This is a genomic window from Stenotrophomonas sp. KH_052 (genome assembly GCF_057838755.1).
On the sequence record NZ_CM174475.1, the window covers coordinates 3,579,631 to 3,601,036 of the forward strand.

Sequence of the window (21,406 nt, forward strand, 5' to 3'; positions counted from 1 at the left end):
TCACGGTGGCTCGGCGGCTGCTGCGGGCAAGGTGGTGGCGTGACCTGCTGGAGATCCCAATGCCCTTGCTCGTGTCCCGATCCACCCTGCTCGCTCTCTCGCTGCTGGCGTCGCCAGCCTTCGCGCAGGCGCCGCCGCCCGAACTACCCGCCCCCATTGCCGAGAAAGCCGGGCCGGATGTGGCCCCGCGCTCCGCCCTGCACGCCCAGGTGCTGCTGGATCGCGCGAATTTCTCCCCTGGCCAGATCGATGGCGAAGTGGGCAGCAACCAGCGACGCGCGGTGTCGGGTTTTCAGGCGGCGCATGGGCTGACCGTAACCGGTGAACTGGATGACGCTACCTGGAAAGCTCTGCAGGCCGATACGATCGCGCCGCTGGTCAGCTACACGCTGACTGCTGAGGATGTCGCCGGCCCGTTCCAGCCCATACCGAAAGGACCCGCCGCCCAGGCCAAGCTCAAATCGCTGGGCTACGGCAGTGTGGAAGAAGCCCTGGGCGAACGTTTCCACTCCTCCCCTGAGCTGCTGAAGGCGCTCAATCCGGGCATAGATCTGGCCAAGGCAGGCAGCCGCATCCAGGTACCCAACATCGCCCCGGCGTCATTGCCGAAGGCGGCGAAGATCGTGGTCGACAAATCCGACTCCACGCTGCAGTTGCTCGATGCGCAGGGCAAGGTGATTGCACAGGTGCCGGTGTCGTCCGGCAGCCAGCACGACCCGTTGCCGATCGGCGAATGGAAGATTCTGGGCATGTACCGGGATCCGCCGTTCCACTACAACCCGAAGCTGTTCTGGGATGCCCGCAAGGGCGAAAAGAAGGCCACCCTGCCACCGGGTCCGAACAATCCGGTCGGGCGGGTCTGGATCGATCTGTCCAAGCCGCATTACGGCCTGCATGGCACGCCCGAACCCGGCCATGTGGGCAAGACCGAATCGCATGGCTGCGTGCGCATGACCAACTGGGATGCGCTGCGCGTGGCCGATGCCGTGGATACCTCGGTACCCGTGGTGATGCAGGAGTGAGCCGATGCGCCTTTCGCAACTGATCGTGCTTGGCGTTCTGCTGGGGCTGGGTGCAGGCTGGTGGCTGCACCGCGATGCGGGTGATCCAGTACCCGCCCCGCTGCCGGAAGCGCAGCCGGCAGTGACTGCGGCGCCGGCGAAGGAATCTGTAGCGCCACCCGCAACCGCCCCTGCCGCCAGGGTCGCGCCGTCAGTCGCGCAGGCTGCGGATGCGCCGTCTGGTCTGCTGCTGCCGGTGCAGGGCATCCTGACCTCCCAGCTGCGCGATACGTTCACCGATGCACGCAGCGAAGGCCGCGTGCACGATGCCATCGACATCATGGCCGATACCGGTACGCCGGTGCTGGCGGTGGCCGATGGAACGGTGGAAAAACTGTTCGACAGCGAGCGCGGCGGCTTGACGATCTACCAGTTCGAGCCCAGCGGGCGCTGGTGCTACTACTACGCGCATCTGCAGCGCTACGCCGATGGCCTGGCGGAGAAGCAGGTGATCAAGCGCGGAGAGGTGATCGGTTACGTGGGCAGCACAGGCAATGCCAGTGACGATGCGCCGCACCTGCACTTTGAGGTGCACGTGCTGGGCCCGGAAAAGCAGTGGTGGAAGGGCGAATCGATCAATCCGTATTCGCTACTGAAATCGGCTGCTTCGATGCCCGACGCTGCCAGCGCCGCAAGGTGATGGTGAATGCCACCAGGGCAGCGCCCGGAATCAGAAGGAACAACGCGGCCACCTTCCAGAAGAAGAACGGCCACAGCCACACGTAGTCCAGGTCGGTCAGCTTCAATACGTCCATCGGTGGCAGCAGTTCCACCGAGGCCACGCGCCCCGCCAGCGCGGGCTCGACCTCCAGAACGGTCACCCGCAGCCACGAACGCCCGCGCGGCAGCGCATCCCCCCGGCCATAGCCGAAGTACGAGGCGGCAAATCCAGCAGGCTCAACCGATTCGAGCGCGCGGGTGATGCCGGAACCCGGCACGCCCGAACGCGTTTCGGCGCGGAAGTCGGCCTGATCTGTCGGGGTTTCCGCGAGCAGGCGCACCTCAGGATCGATCGTCGTGGCAGTACCGTCATCCGCGTAACGCAGGCGCAGCCGCAATTGGTCATCAATGAAGCGGTAGACCGTGACCTCAGCCGTCGCACCCGGGCTCAGCACCAGAGGCAGCACCTGCGTGCGTGAGGCAATGTGGTTGGCGATCGCGCCCAGCACCAGCACCGCGCAGGCAAGCGTCCACAGGCTCCACAGCACCCACAGGGTGATCCGCACCACCGTTACGCCCTTCACGCTGACATCCAGGTCATCACGTCACCTCCCTGCTGGCCGTGCCGACACAGTAACGAAAAAGCCCCGCTTTCGCGGGGCTCTTCCTGTCACCTACGCCGGGCAGCGCCCGGCGCTACCTCAGGCGAACGGATCCTGCAGGACCATGGTGTGGTCGCGGTCCGGGCCGGTGGAGACGATGCTGATCGGGCAACCGGCCAGCTCTTCCAGCGAACGCAGGTAGGCACGTGCGGCCGGCGGCAGGTCGTCCCAGTTGGTGATGCCGTGGGTGTTCTCGGTCCAGCCCGGGAACTCCAGGTACACGGGGGTGCACTCTTCCCAGCCCTGCGCGTCCAGCGGCGCGTACTCGGTGCGCTTGCCGTTGTATTCGTAGGCGATGCAGACCTTCAGCTTTTCCATGCCATCCAGCACGTCCAGCTTGGTGATGCACAGGCCGCTGATGCCATTGATGGCCACGGCGCGCTTCAGCGCAACGATGTCCATCCAGCCGCAACGACGCGGACGGCCGGTCGAGGCACCGTACTCGGCACCGCGGTCACGGATGCCCTGGCCGATTTCGTCGTCCAGCTCGGTCGGGAACGGACCACCGCCCACGCGGGTGGCGTAGGCCTTGGCGATGCCCAGCACGTAGTCGATCGAATCTGCGCCCACGCCGGCACCAGCCAGCGCACCACCCACGGTGGTGTTGGAGCTGGTGACGTACGGGTAGGTGCCGTGGTCGATGTCCAGCAGCGCACCCTGCGCGCCTTCGAACAGCACGCGCTTACCCTGCTTGCGCAGGTCGTGCAGGATGCCGGCCACGTCGGACTTCATCGGCTGCACGTACTCGCCGAAGGCCAGTGCTTCATCGAAGGTCTTCTGGAAATCGACGGCGTCGGTCTTCAGGTAATTGGTGAGCACGAAGTTGTGGTAGTCCAGCGCGGTGCGCAGGAGCTCTTCCAGCTGCTTCGGGTAGTGCAGGTCGGCGATGCGGATGCCGCGGCGCGCCACCTTGTCTTCGTAGGCCGGGCCGATGCCGCGACCGGTGGTGCCGATCGCCTTGCCACCGGCAGCGCGTTCGCGCGCCTGGTCCAGGGCGATGTGGTACGGCATGATCAGCGGCGCGGCCGGGGAGATCTTCAGGCGCGAACGCACTTCCACGCCGGAGGTTTCCAGCTCGGCGATTTCCTTCTGCAGTGCGGCCGGCGAGATCACCACGCCGTTGCCGATCAGGCACAGCGCGTCATCACGCAGGATGCCCGACGGGATCAGGTGCAGGACGGTCTTCTTACCGTTGATGACCAGGGTGTGGCCGGCATTGTGGCCGCCCTGGAAGCGCACGACGGCGCCGATTTCCTCAGTGAGCAGATCGACGATCTTGCCCTTGCCTTCATCGCCCCACTGGGCACCCAACACTACGACAGACTGACCCATGACGGGCTCCTCGATTTTGTAGCGGCCATCGGGGCCGCGGACGGGTAAACCGTGGCGGGGCTGGCCAGCACCTGGATGGCGGCTCCAAACGGGGAGCAGCCGGCGATGGAAGGCCCAGACACAGAAAAAGCCGAACGGGGAGGCCCGTCCGGCTTTTGTGCATTATCCGGGTTTCCGGGGGCCGGTGCCACCTTTCCGACAGGCGGCTTCACCGGCCGGTCAGGCGCCCCGCCCGGTGGTGCCGGCCGCTGGCCGGCAATGCCAACCAAGGTTGGCATCTACCAGAGCCGGGCCACGCATGTGCCGGCCAGTCAGACGCCTCCCGGTAGTGCCGGCCGCTGGCCGGCACTACCCTTTCAATGACGCGCCCACCACAGCAGGCTCAGGCCGGCCAGCAGCACCAGCCCGCCGAAGCTGCGCAGGGCCGGGCTGGGCAGGTCCAGCAGGCGCTCGGCCATGCGCTTCCAGGCGAACGGAGCGACGAACAGGAACAGGCCTTCCAGCACCGCCACCAGGCAGACGGCGGCGAACAGATCTTTCATGGGGGACTCCGGAAAAAGCACGGGGCCCGGCATCTGGCCGGGCCCCGCGGGGTACTGCCCTGCGACCTCAGCGGTCGTTCTTCAGGTACTGCAGGAACGGGTCGTTCTTGTCGAGCACGATCACGCCGTTGCCGTCGGTCATGGAGCCACGGTAGGCCTCCAGGCTGCGGTAGAACGCATAGAACGACGGATCGGCCGAGCCGGCCTTGCCGTAGATGCGCGCCGCATCGGCATCGCCTTCACCGCGCAGGCGCTGCGCATCACGCTCAGCTTCAGCGATCAGCACGGTGCTGTCACGGTCGGCCTGGGCGCGGATGGTCAGCGACTGCTCCTCGCCCTCCGCGCGCAGCTTGGCGGCTTCCTGCTTGCGCTGGGCGCGCATGCGCTCGTACACGTCGTTGATCACCTGGCTGTCGGTCGGCAGGTCCACCTGCTTGATGCGCAGGTCGATCATCTGCATGCCCAGCCCGGCCACGGCCTCGTTGATCCCCTTCAGCTGCTCGGCGATCAGCTCGCTGCGGTCGCCGGAGACCAGCTGCTGCAGGGTGCGCGAGTTGATCTGGTTGCGCAGCGAGTCGGTGATGATCGGGGCCAGGCGGGCGTTGGCCACGCGCGGATCGCCACCGGTGGCACGGAAGTAGTCACCCACGTTGGAGATGTAGCCGATGGCGAAGAAGTCGACGCTGACGTCCTTCTGCTCGGCGGTGAAGTAGCGCGCCGGGGCGGTGTCGAGCACCTGGAAGCGGCGGTCGAAGACCTTCACCGTTTCCACCACCGGCACCTTGAAGTGCAGGCCCGGCTTGATGTCCGAACGCACCACCTTGCCCAGGTTCAGGACCATGGCGGTCTGGTCCTCACGGACCACGTACACCGAGCCGAGCAGGCCCAGCACCACCGCCACGATCACGGCGATCCAGATAGGACTCTTCATCGGCTGCCCTCCTCACGGCCGCTCGGTCGCCCGGTCGGGCGGCCCACCGGCCGGCCCGGATCACGGGAAGCTTCCACCGCTGCACCCGGCAGCGACGGCATCACCACCTCCGGATTGGTCACCCCCGGCGGGGCCGAGGTAGTGGGACGGGTATCGCCGGTCATCGGCACATAGATCAGCTGGCGGCCATCGCCACCGATCACCTTGCGGTTCTCGCTCAACACCTGCTGCACGGTCTCCAGCCACAGGCGCTTGCGGGTCACTTCCGGGGCGTCCTTGTACTGGGCCTGCAGCAGGCTGAAGCGCTGCGCGTCACCCTCGGCCTTGGACACCACGGCCTGCTTGTAGCCTTCGGCAGTGGTACGGGCACGCGAGGCCTGGCCTCGGGCTTCCGGCACGACCTTGGCGGCATAGGCCTGGGCTTCGTTGATCAGGCGTTCCTTGACCTGCTGGGCACCGTTGACCTCGTCGAAGGCCGGCTTCACTTCCTCCGGCGGACGGGCGTCCTGCAGGGTCAGGCCGGTCACGGTCAGGCCGGTCTTGAACGCCTTCAGCAGCGCCTGCAGGCGCTCCTCGGCGGCCACGGCCAGCGGGCCACGGTTGTTCAGTACCGCGTTGAGGTCGGCACGGCCGACTTCCTCGCGCACCGCGCTCTGCGCCGACTGCTCCAGCACCTGGTTGGCATCAACCGTGCCGAACAGGTACTGCTGCGGGTCGTCGATGCGGTACTGGACGTTCAGCGAGACGTTGACGATGTTCTCGTCGCGGGTCAGCACCGGCACCTGGATCGAGAACGTCTTGATCTCGGTGGCGTTGACCTTGGTGACCGATTCGATCGGCCACGGCAACTTGAAGTTCGGACCTGGGGTGAGGATGCGCGAGAACTGGCCGAAGCGCAGCACCACGCCACGCTGTTGTTCGCCGATCAGCTGGAAGCTGGAGAACAGCACCAGCAACACCACCGCTGCCGCCACCCAACGCAGGATGCCACCGTCGAACAGATCCTTCAGCGGCCCGGGCAGTCCGCCCCAGCCACCGCCATTGCCACCGCCGCGCGTGCCGAAAGGCCCACGTCGCTTGTCCTCGGGGCCTTGTCCGCCCTTGTTGCCGCCGGGTGTATTCCAGGCCATGCACGCTCCATCAAGATTTGGGCTGCGGCGCGGGCCCTTCCCGCAACGCCAGCCGTGAAACCATTACCGATCATACAAGATGGGGCGGACCGGCAGGATTGAAAGGGGCTCGACGGGGTAAGGTGGCGTTTTCCTCGAAGTCAGGCAGCGCCGATGGCCCCCACCACCCCGTTTACCGCCTTCCGCATCGAAAATGACGATGCCGGTTACCGCGCCGGCCTGGCCCAGATCACTGTCGACGACCTCAACCCCGGCCAGGTGCTGATCCGCGCCCAGTGGTCTTCGGTCAACTACAAGGACGCGCTGGCGGGCACCGGCAAGGGCAGGATCCTGCGCCGTTTCCCGCTGGTCGGCGGGATCGATGTGGCCGGCACCGTGGTGGCATCCACCGACCCGGCCTGGCGTGAAGGCGATGCGGTACTGGCCACCGGCTGCGGCCTCAGCGAAACCCGGGATGGGGGCTACAGCCAGTACGTGCGGCTGGAATCGAGCGCGGTGATCGCACAGCCGGCCGGGCTGAGCTCGCGCGAGGCGATGGTGCTGGGCACCGCCGGCTTCACGGCAGCGTTGGCCCTGCTGCGCCTGCAGGACAACCGGCAGACCCCGGAGCTCGGCCCGCTGGCAGTCACCGGCGCCAGCGGCGGTGTGGGCGCGCTGGCGCTGTCCATCTTCAGCCGTGCCGGCTACACGGTGCACGCGGTCAGTGGCAAGCCTGAGCAGTCGGACTTCCTGCGCGGCATCGGCGCCGCCGAGGTGCTGCCACGCTCGGCGTTGGCCGATACCGGCCCACTGCAGTCGGCCCGCTTCGGCGGGGGCCTCGACAATGCCGGAGGCGACATGCTGGCCAGCCTGCTGGCGCAGACCGTGCCCTATGGCAGCGTGGTCAGCGCCGGCCTCGCGGCGAGCCCGAAACTGGACATGACGGTGATGCCGTTCATCCTGCGCGGCGTGTCACTGCTGGGCGTGTCCTCGGCCAACGCACCGCGCGGGCTGCGCGAAGCAGTGTGGGCGCGGCTGGGCAATGAGTGGAAGCCGCAACACCTGGACCGCATCTGTACCGCCGAAGTCGGCCTGGACGGCCTGCCGGCGGTGTTCGAGCGGATGCTGGCCGGCGGTTCGCTGGGCCGCACCGTGGTGCGGATCGACTGAACGTTGCAGGCAGGCGACGGACGGCAGATGCGGCCCTCCCACCGGTAATGAGCCCGCACTACACTGCGGGCATTACATGGGGAACAACATGGCACGCATTCTGATCGTCGACGACTCACCGTCGCAGCTGTTGGGGATACAGCGCATCGTCGAGAAGCTCGGGCACCAGATCCTGACCGCCACCGATGGCGCCGCCGGGGTCGAAACCGCCAAGGCCGAGCTGCCCGACCTGGTCCTGATGGACGTGGTGATGCCCAACCTCAATGGCTTCCAGGCCACCCGCACGCTTGCCCGCGACGAGGCGACCCGGCACATCCCGGTGATCCTGGTGACCACCAAGGACCAGGACACCGACCGCATGTGGGGCATGCGCCAGGGCGCCAAGGCCTACATCACCAAGCCGTTCTCGGAAGACGAGCTGTCCGAGGTGCTGGAGCGGGTTTTCGCCGGGCAGGGCTGAGACACGCGCGGTAGTGCCGGCCGCTGGCCGGCAACCACGCATCACCGTCCCGGGCAATGAAGTTGCCGGCCAGCGGCCGGCACTACCTTCAAATGGTCTCGCCGAACGCCTTGGCCAGATTGCGGTAGGCCTTCTTCTGCGCCTCGTCGGTCGCGGCCGGGGCCACGATCTCGATTTCAACAATCTGGTCGCCATCCGGGCTGCCTGGCAGCCCACGGCCACGCAGGCGCAGCTTGCGGCCGGCATCGGAATCGGCCGGAATCTTCAATTCCACCGCTCCACCCAGGGTCGGCACGCTGATGCTCGTACCCAGCGCGGCCTGCCACGGCGTGACCGGCAGCGTGTAGAGGATGTTGCGGCCATCGACCTCGAACTGCGGGTGGGCGGCGTATTCCACTTCCAGCAGCAGGTTACCGCCATGGTTGCCCTGCCCGGCCAGCCGGATCACCTGGCCCGGGCGGATACCCTTGGGCACGCGTACATCCAGCTGCTTGCCGTTGACCGTGATGCGCAGGCTGTCGCCGCTGTAGGCCGCTTCCAGCGGCACCGACAGCTTGGCGCGGGTATCACGATTGGGCGCATGGCCCTGGCTGCTGAAACCCGGCCCCGGACCGGCACCGCCACGCTGGCGCGCGAACAGGCTCTCGAAGAAGTCACTGAAGCCGCCATTGGGGCCGCCACCGCCGAACACTTCCTCGAAGTTGAAGCCACCGGCACCACCGTAGTTCGGCGGTACGTTGAATTCCTCGCCCGGGCGATAGCCCTGTGCGCGCAGCTGGTCGTAGGCCGCGCGCTTCTCCGGGTCACGCAGCGCCTCGTAGGCCTCGTTGACCGCCTTGAACTTGTCTTCGGCCCCGGCCTCCTTGCTGACGTCCGGGTGGTACTTGCGTGCCAGCCGGCGGTAGGCGGTCTTGATTTCCGCCTCGCCCGCGCTCGGTTCCACCCCCAGGGTGGCGTAGTAATCCTTGAATTCCATCCAGCTACCTCGATCTGCTTCGGCCGCGCCGGTGGCGCCGCCCCGGGTTCATTCTACGCGCCGGCGATGCTACGCCGCCCCTCGTGCGGCCCCGGTGAGGCCGACTGATCCTGCGCAATGCGGCTGCCATCCCCATGCGCCACGCTGTGGCTGGAAGCCCCTGCCGCAAAGCCTGAAGATGGGGCCTGCACACGGGTTTTCCAATGTCTTGACGCCCCTGTCCCATCCGGCCCACTAGCCTGCCCCAGCAAGGAGTTCCCCATGACCATCCATGTCGGCGACCGCATTCCGGAAGTGACCCTCAAGCGCATCCGCGAGGGCATCGAAACGCTCGATACGCATTCGCTGTTCGACGCGCGCAAGGTGGTGCTGTTCGCCGTGCCCGGCGCGTTCACCCCGACCTGCTCGGCGCGCCACCTGCCCGGCTACGTCGAAAAGTTCGAGGCGTTCCGTCAGCGCGGTATCGACGTCTACTGCGTGGCAGTCAACGACCCGTTCGTGATGAAGGCTTGGGCGGCCGAACAGGACGTGCCCGCCGGCCTGATGATGCTGTCCGACGGCAACGCCGAACTGACCCGCGCGCTCGGCCTGGAACTCGATGCCAGCGCCTCGGGCATGGGCATCCGTTCGCGCCGCTTTGCCCTGTACGTGGTCGACGGCGTGGTGCGCGCGGCCTGGATCGAGCAGCCCGGCCAGTTCGAGGTGTCTTCGGCCGAGTACGTGCTGGAGCATCTGCCAACCTGATCTTTCACCGCAAGAGGAAACGGCCAGCCATGTCCACCAAGCCAGCCAAAGCCGCAAAGCCTGCCGCAAAGGTGCCCGGCATCAGTGACCGCAAGACCCTGCGCGAACGCGCGCGGCGCAACATCGAAGACGGGGCGATCACCGACAGCTACAGCGCCGACCGCAAGGTCGTGATCAAGCTGCTCAACGATGCACTGGCCACCGAGTACGTATGCGTGCTGCGCTACTACCGGCACTACTTCATGGCCAAGGGCATGTTGGCCGACGCGGTGAAAGCCGAATTCCTCGAGCATGCACAGCAGGAACAGGCGCACGCCGGCAAGCTGGCCGAGCGCATCGTCCAGCTCGGCGGCGAGCCGGACTTCAACCCCGACACGCTGACCGCGCGCTCGCATGCCGAGTACAAGGAAGGCAGCGACCTGCGCGACATGGTCCGCGAGAATCTGGTGGCCGAACGCATCGCCATCGACAGCTACCGCGAGATGATCAACTTCATCGGCGACCGCGATACCACCACCAAGCGCGTCCTTGAAGAGATCCTCGCGCAGGAAGAGGAACACGCCGACGAATTCGCCGACCTGCTGGATGGGTGGATCGGGGAATGATCCGGTAGATGCCCACCTTGGTGGGCGCTTCGCCGCGTGCCAACCAAGGTTGGCACCTACCAGAGCACAAAGGTGTTGTTGGCGCTGGACCGAGTGCCGACCAAGGTCGGCATCTACCTGAGAACGTTGAACCGCACCTGCGTCCACGCGCCATCGGCCGCCAGCGCGGTCAAAGTGTGTGCGCCCGGATCGGCGAACTCGCGCTGCATCAACTGCGCGCCGTGGGTCTGTGCGATCCAGCGTCCATCCAGCAACCAGTCCACTGCCTGCTCGCTGCCCAGCGCGCGCAGTTGCAGGCGCACGCCATGTTCGGCATTGGGTGCGCGCGCCAGGGTAGCGCCGTTGTTGAGACCGTCGATGTGCAGCGCCACGCTGGCATCGCGTCCGTCTTCGCGGCAATCCGGTGACAGCGCTGGCAACTGCGAGGCCTCGCGCGTGGCCTTGGGTAACCATGGCGACAACAGCGCCGGCCAGCGCGCGATCTCACGCGCGACTTCCTCATGCGGCAAACGGCAATCAGCAGATACACGCAGACCGGTCCGCGCATCGGCCAGGTAACGCTGCCGGCCCGGCTGCCAGCGCCGCGCCTCGCGCTCGGGGAAGGTCGGTGGTGCTGCGCCGTCCAGCAGGTAGGCCGACATCCGCCGCTGGCACAGTGCCGCGGGCAGCCCCTCGGCACGTTCGCCGGTCGGCCAGCAGATGTCTTCCTGGCTGACACTGGCCGGCATCGGCGCAGCAGCGGAATCGCCACGCTGGCGCGGCAGGCTGTCGACCACTTCGAACATCAGCGGCAGTGCAGTGACCGCGCCGTACTGGCCCGGCAACGGCGTGCCGTCCGGTCGGCCCACCCACACGCCTACCGTGTAGTGGCGGGTGCTGCCAATCGCCCACGCATCGCGATAGCCATAGCTGGTGCCGGTCTTCCAGGCTACGCGCGGGCGACCGCCTACATCGAAGGTGCCAGCGCTGTAGCCTGGACGCGGGTTCGATTCCAGCATTTCGCGCACGATCCAGCTTGCGCCCGGCGAGGCCAGGCGCCGCTCGATCATCGGTTCGTCATCGGTGTAGCGCACACGTCCGGCAATGCCGTTGCGGTTGAGCGCCGCGAACGCGCCGACCAGATCTTCCAGCCGCGCACCGGTGCCGCCCAGAATCAAAGACAGGTTGGGCGTGCTGCCCGGCGGGAAGCGCAGCTGGATGCCGGAGTGCGAAAGCCGTGCAGCAAAGCGCGCGGCCCCGACCCGCTGCAGCAGGTCCACCGAGGGCACGTTGAGCGACAGGCGCAACGCACTGCACGCGCCGATCGGCCCATTGAAGGCCATGTCGAAGTTGCCGGGGCGGTAGCTGCCGAAACTCTGTGGCGCATCGACCAGCAGGCTTTCCGAATGGATCAGGCCATCGTCCAGCGCCATCGCATACAGGAACGGCTTGAGCGTGGAGCCCGGCGACCGCCAGGCCTGCACCATGTCGACGTGGCCGAGCCGCTGGCGGTCACCAAAGGACAACGTACCGACGTAGGCACGCGCCTGCAGGGTCTGGTTGTCGACCACCAGCAAGGCCGCCGAAGTACGCTCGGGCAGCGTCGAGAAATAGCTGGCCACGCGCTCTTCCAGCGTGCGCTGCAGGCCGATGTCGATGCTGCTCTGGATGCGCGCCTGTCCTGGATGCGCCGAATGCAGTCGCTGCGCAAGCAATGCGGCATGCAGCGGCGGCCGCAGCGAGCGCGCCACCACGTTCTCGATACGCGCGTCCTGCACTTCTTCCGGCGTCCACGCGCCCAGTTCGGCCATGCGTGACAGCACCTTGTCGCGCGCTTTCTGCGCGGCTTCCGGGTGGCGGTCTGGGCGCAGCCGGCTCGGTGCCTGTGGCAATACCGCCAGCAAGGCGGCCTCGGCATGTGACAGCTGCGCCGCCGGCTTGCCCAGATAGGCCCAGCTGGCCGCTTCCACGCCCTCGATGGTGCCACCGTAGGGCGCGCGCTCCAGATACAGGGCCAGGATCTGCTGCTTGCTCAGATGCACTTCCAGCTGCACCGCGCGCAGCATCTGCTTGAGCTTTCCCCAGGGCGTGCGCGTATGCGGGTCGAGGATGCGCGCGACCTGCATGGTCAGGGTCGAGCCGCCGGAAACGATGCGACCACCGCGCAGCAGCTGGCCGCTGGCACGCAGGATGGCCAGCGGGTTGATACCCGGATGGCGCCAGAACCAGCGGTCTTCGTAGGTCAGCAGCGCCTGCAGGTACAGCGGCGAGACGCTGTCGATCGATGCCGGATAGCGCCACACGCCCTCGGCATCGGCGAACGCACGCAGCGGCGTACCGTCGGCAGCGACCACCAGGGTGCTGGTATCGCGCTGCTTCGGCAGCGGCGGCGGGAAGGCGAAATCCAGCACCAGCAGCAGCGCCAGCGTGGCGGCCGTGCCCCAGCGCAGCCACGGCCACAGCGGCCGCAACCGGCGGCGCAGGGCCGCCAGCCGGATCGACATCGTCTTCTTCATTGCAGCGTGCCGGATTGGAGCTTGCCAGCGGGACGGGCCGCGCCGTCGCGGCCCGTCCGCGCGGTCACGGCTGTACCACCGTGATCGTGGTCGGGTTGCTACGGCCGACGCCACGCAGCTGCGGCCGGTACATGTCCTCCACCAGCGGCGGCGGCACCGAGTAGGTACCCGGGGTCACCGCACGCACCAGATAGAACACGTTGGCCTTGCTGCCACGCGAGAGCTTCAGCGCAGCCACATAGCGGTCGTCGCGGAACTCCTCGTGCTTGGTATCGGCGGCTTCACCACGATCGCTGATGGTGATGCCATCGACCACCACGTCGGCCCACTGCTTCGCATCGCCCAGGTTGAAGTTCTCGATCTCCAGGCCCGCCGGCAGCAGATCGGTCAGCAGTGCATCGGGCATCGTGGTGTCGGCGGTAACGGTGACGCGCACGATCAGTGCTTCGCCTTCCTTCAGCGGACGCGGCGACCACGGCTTGCCATCGGTGCCGTAGTAGCTGCGCTCAATGCCCAGCACACTGTTGTCCGGTGCCGGCGCGCTGCGCGGGATGCCGGCCACGTCGATGCTGGCGAACATCGGCGGCTGGCCCTGCGGGGTGAAGCGCACGCCGCTGGCCAGCTCACTGGCGCTGAAGTTGCGGCCGAACAGCTTTCGCTCGCCGATGGCTTCGGTGTTGCCACCGATCACCAGTTCACCGGCCACCAGTGCCTTCTGGTTGGCGGCCAGGGCCTTGCCAAGACGGGCGATGGCCACCTGCTCCTGCGTACTCAGCCACATCCAGCCGGCATTGCGGCGCGCATCCAGGCCACGGCCGAGATCCACCGCACGCGCGTCCCACGCGGGCTTGGCCAGCTTGTTTTCGTGGGTCAGCGCGATCATCAGCGCGTCATCACGGATCGCACTGCCGTAGTCGCCGAAGTACGACGGGCGTTCGCTGCTGGACTTGGCGAAGGCCGCGGCCAGCGCGGCCTGACCGCGCTTGGCATCGCCCTGCAGCGACAGCGCCACGCCCAGATGGACCAGCGACAGGCCGCCGACCGCCTTGCTGCGCTCGTTGTCGTACAGCGTGCGCAGGGTACCCAGCGGCGCACGGTTGACCCGGGCCAGCACGTAGCCCGAATACGCCTGGTTGGCGAACTTCAGCTTTTCGCGGTCGTCCTGGCCGTAGAACTGGTTGCCACCGGACAACAGATCCTCGCTGAGACGGTTCAGTGCCTTCTGCAGCACGTTGTCGGGCACCGCGAAGCCGGCATCCTTGGCATCGAGCAGGAACTCGGTGATGTACGGGGTCAGCCACGGGTTCACATAGCCGTCGTCCCCCCACATCGAGAAGTTGCCATTGGCCACCTGCATCGACGCCAGGCGGCCGAATGCGCCTTCCATGCGCTCGCGGCGGGTCTTGGCATCCAGCCCGTCGGCACCGAGCATCGACGACGTCGCCTGGTCCAGGATCAACGCAGCGTAGCCCTTGCTGGTGGTCTGCTCGGCACAGCCATACGGGTAGTTCAGCGCGCCCTGCAGCGCGCTGGCGAACGGAATCGGCGGCAGCGGGCTGACCAGCAGGCGGGCATTCACCGACTCGGACATCAAGCCATCGGTCAGGCTGTTATCGAGGCTGACCGCCGCCAGCGGATCCAGCGTGCGCACCTGCGAACGCAGCACCTGCGGCCACGCCGCACGCACCGGCAGCTCGTAGCGGCGATCGGCCTTGAAGCCGTTGCCGTCCACCCGCACCCGCACCTTGGCCACGCTGTGGCCCTCACGTGCCGACAGCGGGAAGCTCAGCGTGGTCTTGGCATCGGCATTCAACTGCACGCTGCGGCTGCCCTCGGCCAGGTTCAGCGGGCCCTCGGTGTCCACCTTCACGTTGAACTGCCCCGGCTTGCCGGTGAAGTTCTGCACGTCCAGGGTCACCGTGCTGCGGTCGCCCGGGGCCAGCACGCGCGGCATGCTGGCTTCGGCCAGGATCGGAGCGCGCACCACGGTTTCCACATCGCGCTTGCCATACTGGTCATCGCTGTAGACCAGCGCCGACACCCGCAGGGTGCCGTTGAAGTCCGGCACCTTCAGGCGGATGCGGGCGATGCCCTTGGCATCGAGCTGCACCGGGCCGGAGAACAGGTCCACGGTCTGCACGCGCGCGGTCGGGCGCTTGGCCTGCGGCAATGCCTGCAGCGCCATGTCGCCACCGAACTTCAGCTTGCCGGCACCGCCATCGAAGCTCTCGATCACCCGGCTGTAGATGTCGTAGGCATCGATGCCGAGGCGACGCTGGGCGAAGAAGTGCGCACCGGCATCGGGCACCGGGAAGCGGGTGATGTTGAGGATGCCCACGTCCACCGCCGAGACGGTGACGTGCGCCATCTTGCCGGCCAGCTGCGGTGCACTGACCGTCACCGGCAGGTCCTGCTCCGGGCGCATCTGCTTGGGCGCAGCCAGGCCGACGGCCACGGTGCGGCCCTTGCGATCCATCGGCACATGCACCACGCCCACGGCACGCGCCGGGGTGATCTTGCTCGGCGCGCTGCCGCCGCGGAACACCAGTGCGGTGATGTAGACGTCGTGGCGCTCCCAATCGGCGGTGACCGGAATCTTGAAGGTCGAACCCGGCTTGGGGTCGATGTCCTGCACGTACAGCATGCGGTCGGTCTCGACCATCAGGATGCCCTTGCCGGCATGCGGCGGGGTCACCGTCACCTCCAGCGTGTCACCGGCCTTGTACCCGGTCTTGTCCAGGCCCAGCTTGACCTTGTCCGGGCGCGCGTCCAGGCCGCGGTTGTCATCGCCCCAGCTCCAGCCGGCACGGAACGGGTAGCGGCTGGTCAGGCCGGTGGACGGATCGAACACGTCCACCCGGTACTCGCCCCACTCCACCGGGAAATCGAAGGCGACCGCGCTGCTGCCGGCGTCGACGGTGCGCGTTTCCTTGTTCTCGAAGCGGCGGGTGAAATCGTAGTCCCAGCGGTTGTCGTTGAAGGTCCAGTGGTAGTCGCGCAGCTCGCGCACCAGGGTGATCTTCAGGCCCTTGGCCGGCTGCGGCTTGCCGGCAGCATCCACGCGCATCAGCTCGAAGCGTGCATTGCCGTTGGAGTCGGCGCCATCCTCGGGGTTGAACAGCGGGCGCACGCCGACCAGCGCGTTGGCCGGCCACATCACCCGCTTCAGGGTACGGGTTACGGTACGGCCACCGGTTTCATACAGGCTGCCGGACAGCACCACGGCGATCGGTGCCTTGGCCTTGGCGGCCTCTTCCGGCAATGCCACATCCTCACGCAGCTGGCCGTTGCCCGGCAGCGTGGTGTCGATCACGTCCTTGGCTTCGCGCGGCAGCTGCAGGGTCGGGTCACCGAAGAAGTAGCCCGGCAGGCCTTCGACCGGCTGCTGCTCGGCGGCCACCGCCATGCGCGCAGTGAAACGGTTGCCGTCGGCCGGCGCACCGTACAGGTAGGCACCATTGGCCTGCAGACGCAGGTCCTCGCCCGGCTTCAGCGTCTTCTGCGCGCTGTCCAGGTCCAGCTTCATGCGCTCGGGCAGGAACTCCTCGATGCGCAGGGTCATGCCCTGGATCGCTTCCTTGCTCGCCGGGTCGGTGCGGAATTCGACCTGCCAGCGCCCGGTCGGCGCCTCGGCGGGGATCACCTGCTCGAAGTTGATGTAGCCCTGCTCGCCCGGCTGCAGGCGGGTCTCGCGGAAGGTCTTGCCGTCGGGCTGCTTCAGGCGCAGGAAAACCGGCTGTGCCTTGACCGGCTTGCCATCGTTGTCGCGCAGCAGGGCGGACAGGCGCACGGTCTCGCCCGGGCGGTACAGGTCACGGCCGGACCAGGCGTAAACGTCGAACCAGGCATTGTCACGACCGGCCACGGCAAATTCGCTCAGGTCCAGCGCCGGCTGGTTGAACGGCAGGAAGCTGGTGTCCTTGCCCGTGCTGGCGACCAGCACGTGGGTGGCATCCAGCGTGTAGTTCAGCAGCGCATTGCCGTTGCCGTCGGTGCTGCCCTTCAGCACCACCTCGCCCTTGGCGTCCAGCACGCGCAGGTCGATGCCCTTCAGCGGCGCACCGTCCTTGAGGCCGGCGGTGTGCACGAACAGCTTGTCCTTGTAGGCGCGGGTATGCAGGCCGATGTCGCTGACCGAGAAGAACGCGGTATCGAACTCGCCTTCATAGTCGCCGGTGCGCTTGAGCAGGGCAAAGTACAGGCCCGGTTCCTGCAGTTCCTTGATGTCCTGGGTCGGCAGGTAGGTCAGCACCCGCTCGTTCTTCTTGCCACCAAGGATGAAGCGGTTGACGTAGACCGGCTCGGCCAGCTTGTTGATCGGGCTGCGCTCGTAGTCACTGCTCAGCTCCCAGCTGCCGCGGCGGCCACCGCGCTGGTACTGGCTGAAGAAAGTCGGCAGGTCCTTCTCGCGCACGCGCAGGAATTCAACATCAACCTCGGGCACGTTCACCGAGACCACCGGCAGGCCACGGCTGTCCTTGGCCGGCAGAACGCTGCCCTGCGAGGCGAAACCGACCACCGGCTTCAGCTCGCCGCTGAACACCTTCTGCTTCAGTTCCTTGCCCAGGCGGCTGCCATCGGCGGCCAGCAGGTCCGGCGAGACCACCAGGCTGAACTCCTTGCCAGCCTCGACGAACGGGTAACGCAGGGTCAGGCCGTCATCGGACAGCGTCCAGCTGCTGTCGTCGGTGCCGACCTTCTCTTCGAAGCGCACCAGCTTGTCGAAATCCTGGGTGCCGACCAGCGGGCGCGAGAACTCCAGCGCCAGCGACAGGCCTTCATTCTTCTGGTCCGGGTAAGCGCGCAGCAGGGTGAATTCCTTCACCTGCTCGGCCTTGGTGGTGATGGCCTCACCGCTGCTCTTGGGCAGCTGCCCGCTGTCGTTGCGGCAGCCGGCCAGGCCCAGCAACAGGCCTCCTGCCAGTACCGCCGCCGCCCATCCCCACCGCTTCCGCCGTGCCGGACCGCTCATGTCGTCACTCCTTGATCGAGGTGGCCATTATAGGCAGGCCGCGTCAAGGTGTTGACGCGAATTCGGCAGGAATGCATCGGAACGGTCGCACCGGGCCGCGCCCGGCTGGATCGGATCCGTGCCGACCAAGGCGGTCCCGATAGCCGCCAACCTTGGTTGGCGTTGGGCCCGTGCCAACCAAGGTTGGCACCCACCAAAGCGTTGCTACCCCGGCAGGTACAGGTCCACGTAATCGGTCACCGGCATCGCCGCCAGCGCCACCGGGTCCAGCGATGCCGCCAGGATGCGCTGCTGCTGGGCGGTCGGGAAGCGATGGGCCAGGTGCCGGCGGAACTTGTCCTTCAGCAGCGGAATGCCTTCCTCGCGGCGCCGGGCATGGCCGAGCGGGTACTCCACCAGCACCTCCGGCAGTTCGCTGCCATCGTTGAAGCGCACGCTGAGGCCGTTGGCGATGCTGCGCTTGTCCGGGTCCAGGTAGTCGGCGCTGAGCTGCGGATCCTCGTGGCAGGCCATCTTTGCGCGCAATGCGTCGATGCGCGGATCGGCGGCGACGTCGTCCTCATAGTCCTCGGCCACCAGCCGCCCATGCAGCAGCGCGATGGCGATCATGTACTGCACGCAGTGGTCGCGGTCGGCCGGATTGTGCAGCGGGCCCTGCTTGTCGATGATGCGGATGCAAGCGTCCTGGGTCCGGATCGCGATGTGTTCGATGTCCTCGGCGCGCCGCCCGGCCACGCGCAATTGCTGGTGCAGCGTAATCGCTGCCTCCACTGCGGTCTGGCCGTGGAACTCGGCCGGGTAGCTGATCTTGAACAGCACGTTCTCCATCACATAGCTGCCCAGCGGTCTCTCCAGCGTCAATGCCTGGCCATGCATGGACACTGCCTCGAAGCCCCAGGTCGGTGCACTGAGCACGCTCGGATAGCCCATTTCACCCGTTGCCGCGATCAGCGCCAGGCGCACGCCACGGCTGGTGGCATCGCCGGCGGCCCAGCTCTTGCGCGAGCCGGTGTTGGGCGCGTGCCGGTAGGTCCGCAGCGCCTGGCCATCGACCCAGGCCAGCGACACTGCATTGAGCATGCGTTCGCGATCAAGCCCGAGCAGCTGCGCTACCACGGCGGTGGTCGCCACCTTGACCAGCACCACATGGTCCAGCCCGACCCGGTTGAACGAATTCTTCAGCGCCAACACGCCCTGGATCTCATGCGCCTTGATCATCGCCAGCAGCACGTCCTGCACGGTCGGCGGCGGGCGGCGCAGGGCCTGCGCATTGCGTCCCAGCCAATCGCAGACGGCGAGGATGCCGCCGAGGTTGTCCGACGGGTGGCCCCATTCGGCGGCCAGCCATGTGTCGTTGAAATCCAGCCAGCGCACCATCGCGCCCAGGTTGAAGGCGGCCTGCACCGGGTCCAGCACGTAGTGCGTGCCCGGTACGCGCGCGCCGTTGACCACGCTGATGCCCGGCACCAGAGGACCGAGCAGCTTGCTGCAGGCCGGGAAGGACAGCGCTTCCAAACCGCAGCCCAGCGTGTCGAGCAGGCAGTGGTGCGCGGTCTGGAACGCCAGGGGTGAGTCGATGCGCGCGTCGCGCACGTAGTCGACGATGTCCACCAGCAGCGCATCCCACGCTGCACGCTCGTTGGATGGGGTGTGGTTATCGGACATCGTCGATCTCCTCTTCAGAAAAGCAGGTCAGGCCGCGCCTCCCGGTAGTCGCCAACCTTGGTTGGCGCTGGACATTGCCCGGGCGGTGCCAATGCCATGCCAACCAAGGTTGGCATCTACCGAAGCGTGTGATGCCAGCGCCGACCTGCTGGTTACTCGGCCGGCACCCGCACCTTGCCTTCCATCAGCACGCGGGCGCTGCGGCTCATGATGGCCTTGGTCACCGTCCACTGGCCGTCAACGAGACCGGCCTGCGCGCCCACGCGCAGCGTGCCGGAGGGGTGGCCGAAGGTCACCGCCTCGCGCTCGCCACCACCGGCCGCACGATTGACCAGAGTGCCCGGAATCGCCGCGGCAGTGCCGATCGCCACGGCGGCGGTGCCCATCATCGCGTGGTGCAGCTTGCCCATCGACAGTGCGCGCGCATGCAGGTCGATGGCCGAGGACGGAATGGCCTTGCCGCTGGATGACACATAGTCCTGCGCCGGCGCCACGAAGGCGACCTTCGGCGTGTGCTGGCGGGTTGCCGCATCTTCCAGGTTCTTGATCAGACCCATGCGCAGCGCGCCATGCGCGCGGATGGTCTCGAACTTCTGCAGTGCGGCCTTGTCCTCATTGATCGCCGGCTGCAGCTCGGTGCCGGTGTAGCCCAGGTCGGCGGCGTTGAGGAAGATGGTCGGGATGCCCGCGGTGATCATGGTCACCTCGAAGCTGCCCACGCCGGGAACATCGAGGGTGTCGACCAGGTTACCGGTCGGGAACATCGCGCCCGCATCACCGTCATCGGACGGATCGATGAATTCCAGTTGGATCTCGGCCGCCGGGAAGGTCACGCCGTCCAGTTCGAAATCGCCGATCTCCTGCACTTCGCCATCGCGCATCGGCACGTGCGCGATGATGGTCTTGCCGATGTTGGCCTGCCAGATGCGCACGGTGCACAGGCCATCGCGCGGCACCCGGGCCGGATCGATCAGACCATTGGCAATCGCGAACGGACCCACCGCAGTGCTGAGGTTGCCGCAGTTGCCGCTCCAGTCGACGAAGGCGGTGTCGATCGACACCTGGCCATACAGGTAGTCCACGTCGTGGTCAGGCACCGAAGCGGTGGAAATGATCACGCACTTGCTGGTGCTGGAGGTGGCGCCGCCCATGCCATCGGTCTGCTTGCCATACGGATCGGGCGAGCCGATCACGCGCATCAGCAGCGCATCGCGTGCGGCGCCCGGCACCTGCGCGGCATCGGGCAGGTCCTGCAGGCGGAAGAACACGCCCTTGCTGGTGCCGCCGCGCATGTAGGTGGCGGGAATTCGGAGTTGCGGAAGAAAATTCATCGTCGGATCCAAGCGTTTGGATTTCAGGAAATGTCTTGCATCAGTGCGTCAAGGCCACGATCAACGCACCACACCCGCATGACGTCCACGCGGTCCGGCAGATCGAGGTAGTAGACGAGATAGCGTTCAAAGCCCGGAACCTGCATGAAGCGCAAGAGTGCCGGCAACTGTGCGGCGAGGTCGGCATGGCGGACGGAACCTGACGCAGGGAACATCGCAATACGTTGAAGCGTGGCCTTCAGCTCGGCGAGAAAGCGCTGACCCAGTGCCAGCCCTCCCTGTCGTGCGTACCACAGCGCGGCGTCGGCTGCGTCTGTCTCGGCCCGGGGCCTCCATTCAATCGCCTTCACGCTCCATCCTTTCGGTCAGTTCGCGACGCATCCGCTCGAATGTGGCCGCAGTCACCGGAACGGCAGGCCCAGAAGCCAGCCCCTCGGCAATCAACTGCTTGAGCAGCTCTTCAGCCTTGCTGCGCTGACGCTGGCGGATCAGGTCACGCACGTAGTCCGACGTACTGGAGTAGCCGCCTTCGCGCACTTCCTCGTCCACGAACTGCTTGAGCGGATCGGTCAGCGAAATGTTCATGGTGGCCATGAAACTCTCCTTTGGCAGTTTTTGCCAAGTCAGTGTGCGCCCTGCCCTGGTGTCGGACAAGCCCGCCCCCGGCCTCCGGGGGCAGGCATTCAGTCCG

18 protein-coding genes are annotated in these 21,406 nt (G+C 66.9%); 6 read left to right on the forward strand and 12 right to left on the reverse strand.

Annotated elements, in window-relative coordinates; genetic code table 11:
- The first annotated feature begins 59 nt into the window (after positions 1-59).
- Complete coding sequence (locus AC3ITW_RS16525; protein WP_006383614.1) at positions 60-1,022, forward strand: L,D-transpeptidase family protein; 963 nt, start codon at positions 60-62, stop codon at positions 1,020-1,022.
- Between the two features lie 4 nt (positions 1,023-1,026).
- Positions 1,027-1,701: a M23 family metallopeptidase gene (locus AC3ITW_RS16530; RefSeq protein WP_100435099.1), complete on the forward strand. Its 675-nt coding sequence runs from the start codon at positions 1,027-1,029 to the stop codon at positions 1,699-1,701.
- On the opposite strand, the gene AC3ITW_RS16535 is transcribed toward AC3ITW_RS16530, so the two are convergent.
- From AC3ITW_RS16535 to hflK, 5 genes are all read right to left on the reverse strand, one after another.
- The gene (locus AC3ITW_RS16535; RefSeq protein ID WP_100435100.1) at positions 1,637-2,305 is read right to left on the reverse strand and encodes a hypothetical protein; all 669 of its coding nucleotides are present in this window, start codon (positions 2,303-2,305) and stop codon (positions 1,637-1,639) included. The two genes, AC3ITW_RS16530 and AC3ITW_RS16535, sit on opposite strands and share 65 nt — an antisense overlap.
- A gap of 117 nt (positions 2,306-2,422) precedes the next feature.
- The gene (locus AC3ITW_RS16540; protein ID WP_006383668.1) at positions 2,423-3,715 is read right to left on the reverse strand and encodes an adenylosuccinate synthase; all 1,293 of its coding nucleotides are present in this window, start codon (positions 3,713-3,715) and stop codon (positions 2,423-2,425) included.
- Between the two features lie 356 nt (positions 3,716-4,071).
- A complete protein-coding gene (locus AC3ITW_RS16545) occupies positions 4,072-4,257 on the reverse strand; it encodes a DUF2065 domain-containing protein (protein ID WP_005410640.1) in 186 nt (61 codons plus the stop codon).
- Between the two features lie 67 nt (positions 4,258-4,324).
- Positions 4,325-5,188: a protease modulator HflC gene (hflC, locus tag AC3ITW_RS16550; protein WP_006383787.1), complete on the reverse strand. Its 864-nt coding sequence runs from the start codon at positions 5,186-5,188 to the stop codon at positions 4,325-4,327.
- On the reverse strand, positions 5,185-6,318 hold the full coding sequence (hflK, locus tag AC3ITW_RS16555; protein WP_006383788.1) for an FtsH protease activity modulator HflK: 1,134 nt from the start codon (positions 6,316-6,318) through the stop codon (positions 5,185-5,187). Before hflK ends, hflC begins: the two co-directional genes overlap by 4 nt.
- Positions 6,319-6,471: 153 nt before the next feature.
- Here hflK and AC3ITW_RS16560 point away from each other — a divergent pair, with 153 nt between their 5' ends.
- Positions 6,472-7,467, forward strand: a complete 996-nt coding sequence (locus AC3ITW_RS16560) for a YhdH/YhfP family quinone oxidoreductase (RefSeq protein ID WP_489389740.1) — start codon at positions 6,472-6,474, stop codon at positions 7,465-7,467.
- A gap of 88 nt (positions 7,468-7,555) precedes the next feature.
- A complete protein-coding gene (pilH, locus tag AC3ITW_RS16565) occupies positions 7,556-7,927 on the forward strand; it encodes a twitching motility response regulator PilH (RefSeq protein WP_005410644.1) in 372 nt (123 codons plus the stop codon).
- An 88-nt stretch (positions 7,928-8,015) separates the two neighbouring features.
- On the opposite strand, the gene AC3ITW_RS16570 is transcribed toward pilH, so the two are convergent.
- Positions 8,016-8,903: a DnaJ C-terminal domain-containing protein gene (locus tag AC3ITW_RS16570; RefSeq protein WP_006383827.1), complete on the reverse strand. Its 888-nt coding sequence runs from the start codon at positions 8,901-8,903 to the stop codon at positions 8,016-8,018.
- A gap of 261 nt (positions 8,904-9,164) precedes the next feature.
- Here AC3ITW_RS16570 and AC3ITW_RS16575 point away from each other — a divergent pair, with 261 nt between their 5' ends.
- Complete coding sequence (locus AC3ITW_RS16575; RefSeq protein ID WP_006383828.1) at positions 9,165-9,647, forward strand: peroxiredoxin; 483 nt, start codon at positions 9,165-9,167, stop codon at positions 9,645-9,647.
- A 29-nt stretch (positions 9,648-9,676) separates the two neighbouring features.
- On the forward strand, positions 9,677-10,252 hold the full coding sequence (locus AC3ITW_RS16580; RefSeq protein ID WP_006383829.1) for a ferritin-like domain-containing protein: 576 nt from the start codon (positions 9,677-9,679) through the stop codon (positions 10,250-10,252).
- Between the two features lie 113 nt (positions 10,253-10,365).
- Here the strand turns inward: AC3ITW_RS16580 and pbpC are convergent, their stop codons facing one another.
- The 6 genes from pbpC to AC3ITW_RS16610 form a co-directional block, all read right to left on the reverse strand.
- Positions 10,366-12,747, reverse strand: coding sequence for a penicillin-binding protein 1C (gene pbpC, locus AC3ITW_RS16585; protein WP_489389741.1), 2,382 nt, complete (start codon positions 12,745-12,747; stop codon positions 10,366-10,368).
- Positions 12,748-12,811: 64 nt separating this feature from the next.
- Positions 12,812-17,719, reverse strand: coding sequence for an alpha-2-macroglobulin family protein (locus AC3ITW_RS16590; protein WP_489389742.1), 4,908 nt, complete (start codon positions 17,717-17,719; stop codon positions 12,812-12,814).
- 204 nt (positions 17,720-17,923) lie between these two features.
- A complete protein-coding gene (locus tag AC3ITW_RS16595) occupies positions 17,924-19,384 on the reverse strand; it encodes a bifunctional 2-methylcitrate dehydratase/aconitate hydratase (protein ID WP_006384082.1) in 1,461 nt (486 codons plus the stop codon).
- A 152-nt stretch (positions 19,385-19,536) separates the two neighbouring features.
- Positions 19,537-20,715, reverse strand: a complete 1,179-nt coding sequence (gene prpF / locus AC3ITW_RS16600; RefSeq protein ID WP_489389743.1) for a 2-methylaconitate cis-trans isomerase PrpF — start codon at positions 20,713-20,715, stop codon at positions 19,537-19,539.
- Between the two features lie 23 nt (positions 20,716-20,738).
- Entirely contained in the window at positions 20,739-21,065 is a 327-nt protein-coding gene (locus tag AC3ITW_RS16605; protein WP_100435106.1) for a type II toxin-antitoxin system RelE/ParE family toxin, read from the reverse strand.
- Positions 21,052-21,309 carry a type II toxin-antitoxin system ParD family antitoxin gene (locus AC3ITW_RS16610; protein WP_006384133.1) on the reverse strand — a complete coding sequence of 86 codons (258 nt, stop codon included), beginning with the start codon at positions 21,307-21,309 and terminating at the stop codon, positions 21,052-21,054. The genes AC3ITW_RS16605 and AC3ITW_RS16610 overlap by 14 nt, the downstream gene beginning before the upstream one ends.
- Between the last annotated feature and the right edge of the window lie 97 nt (positions 21,310-21,406).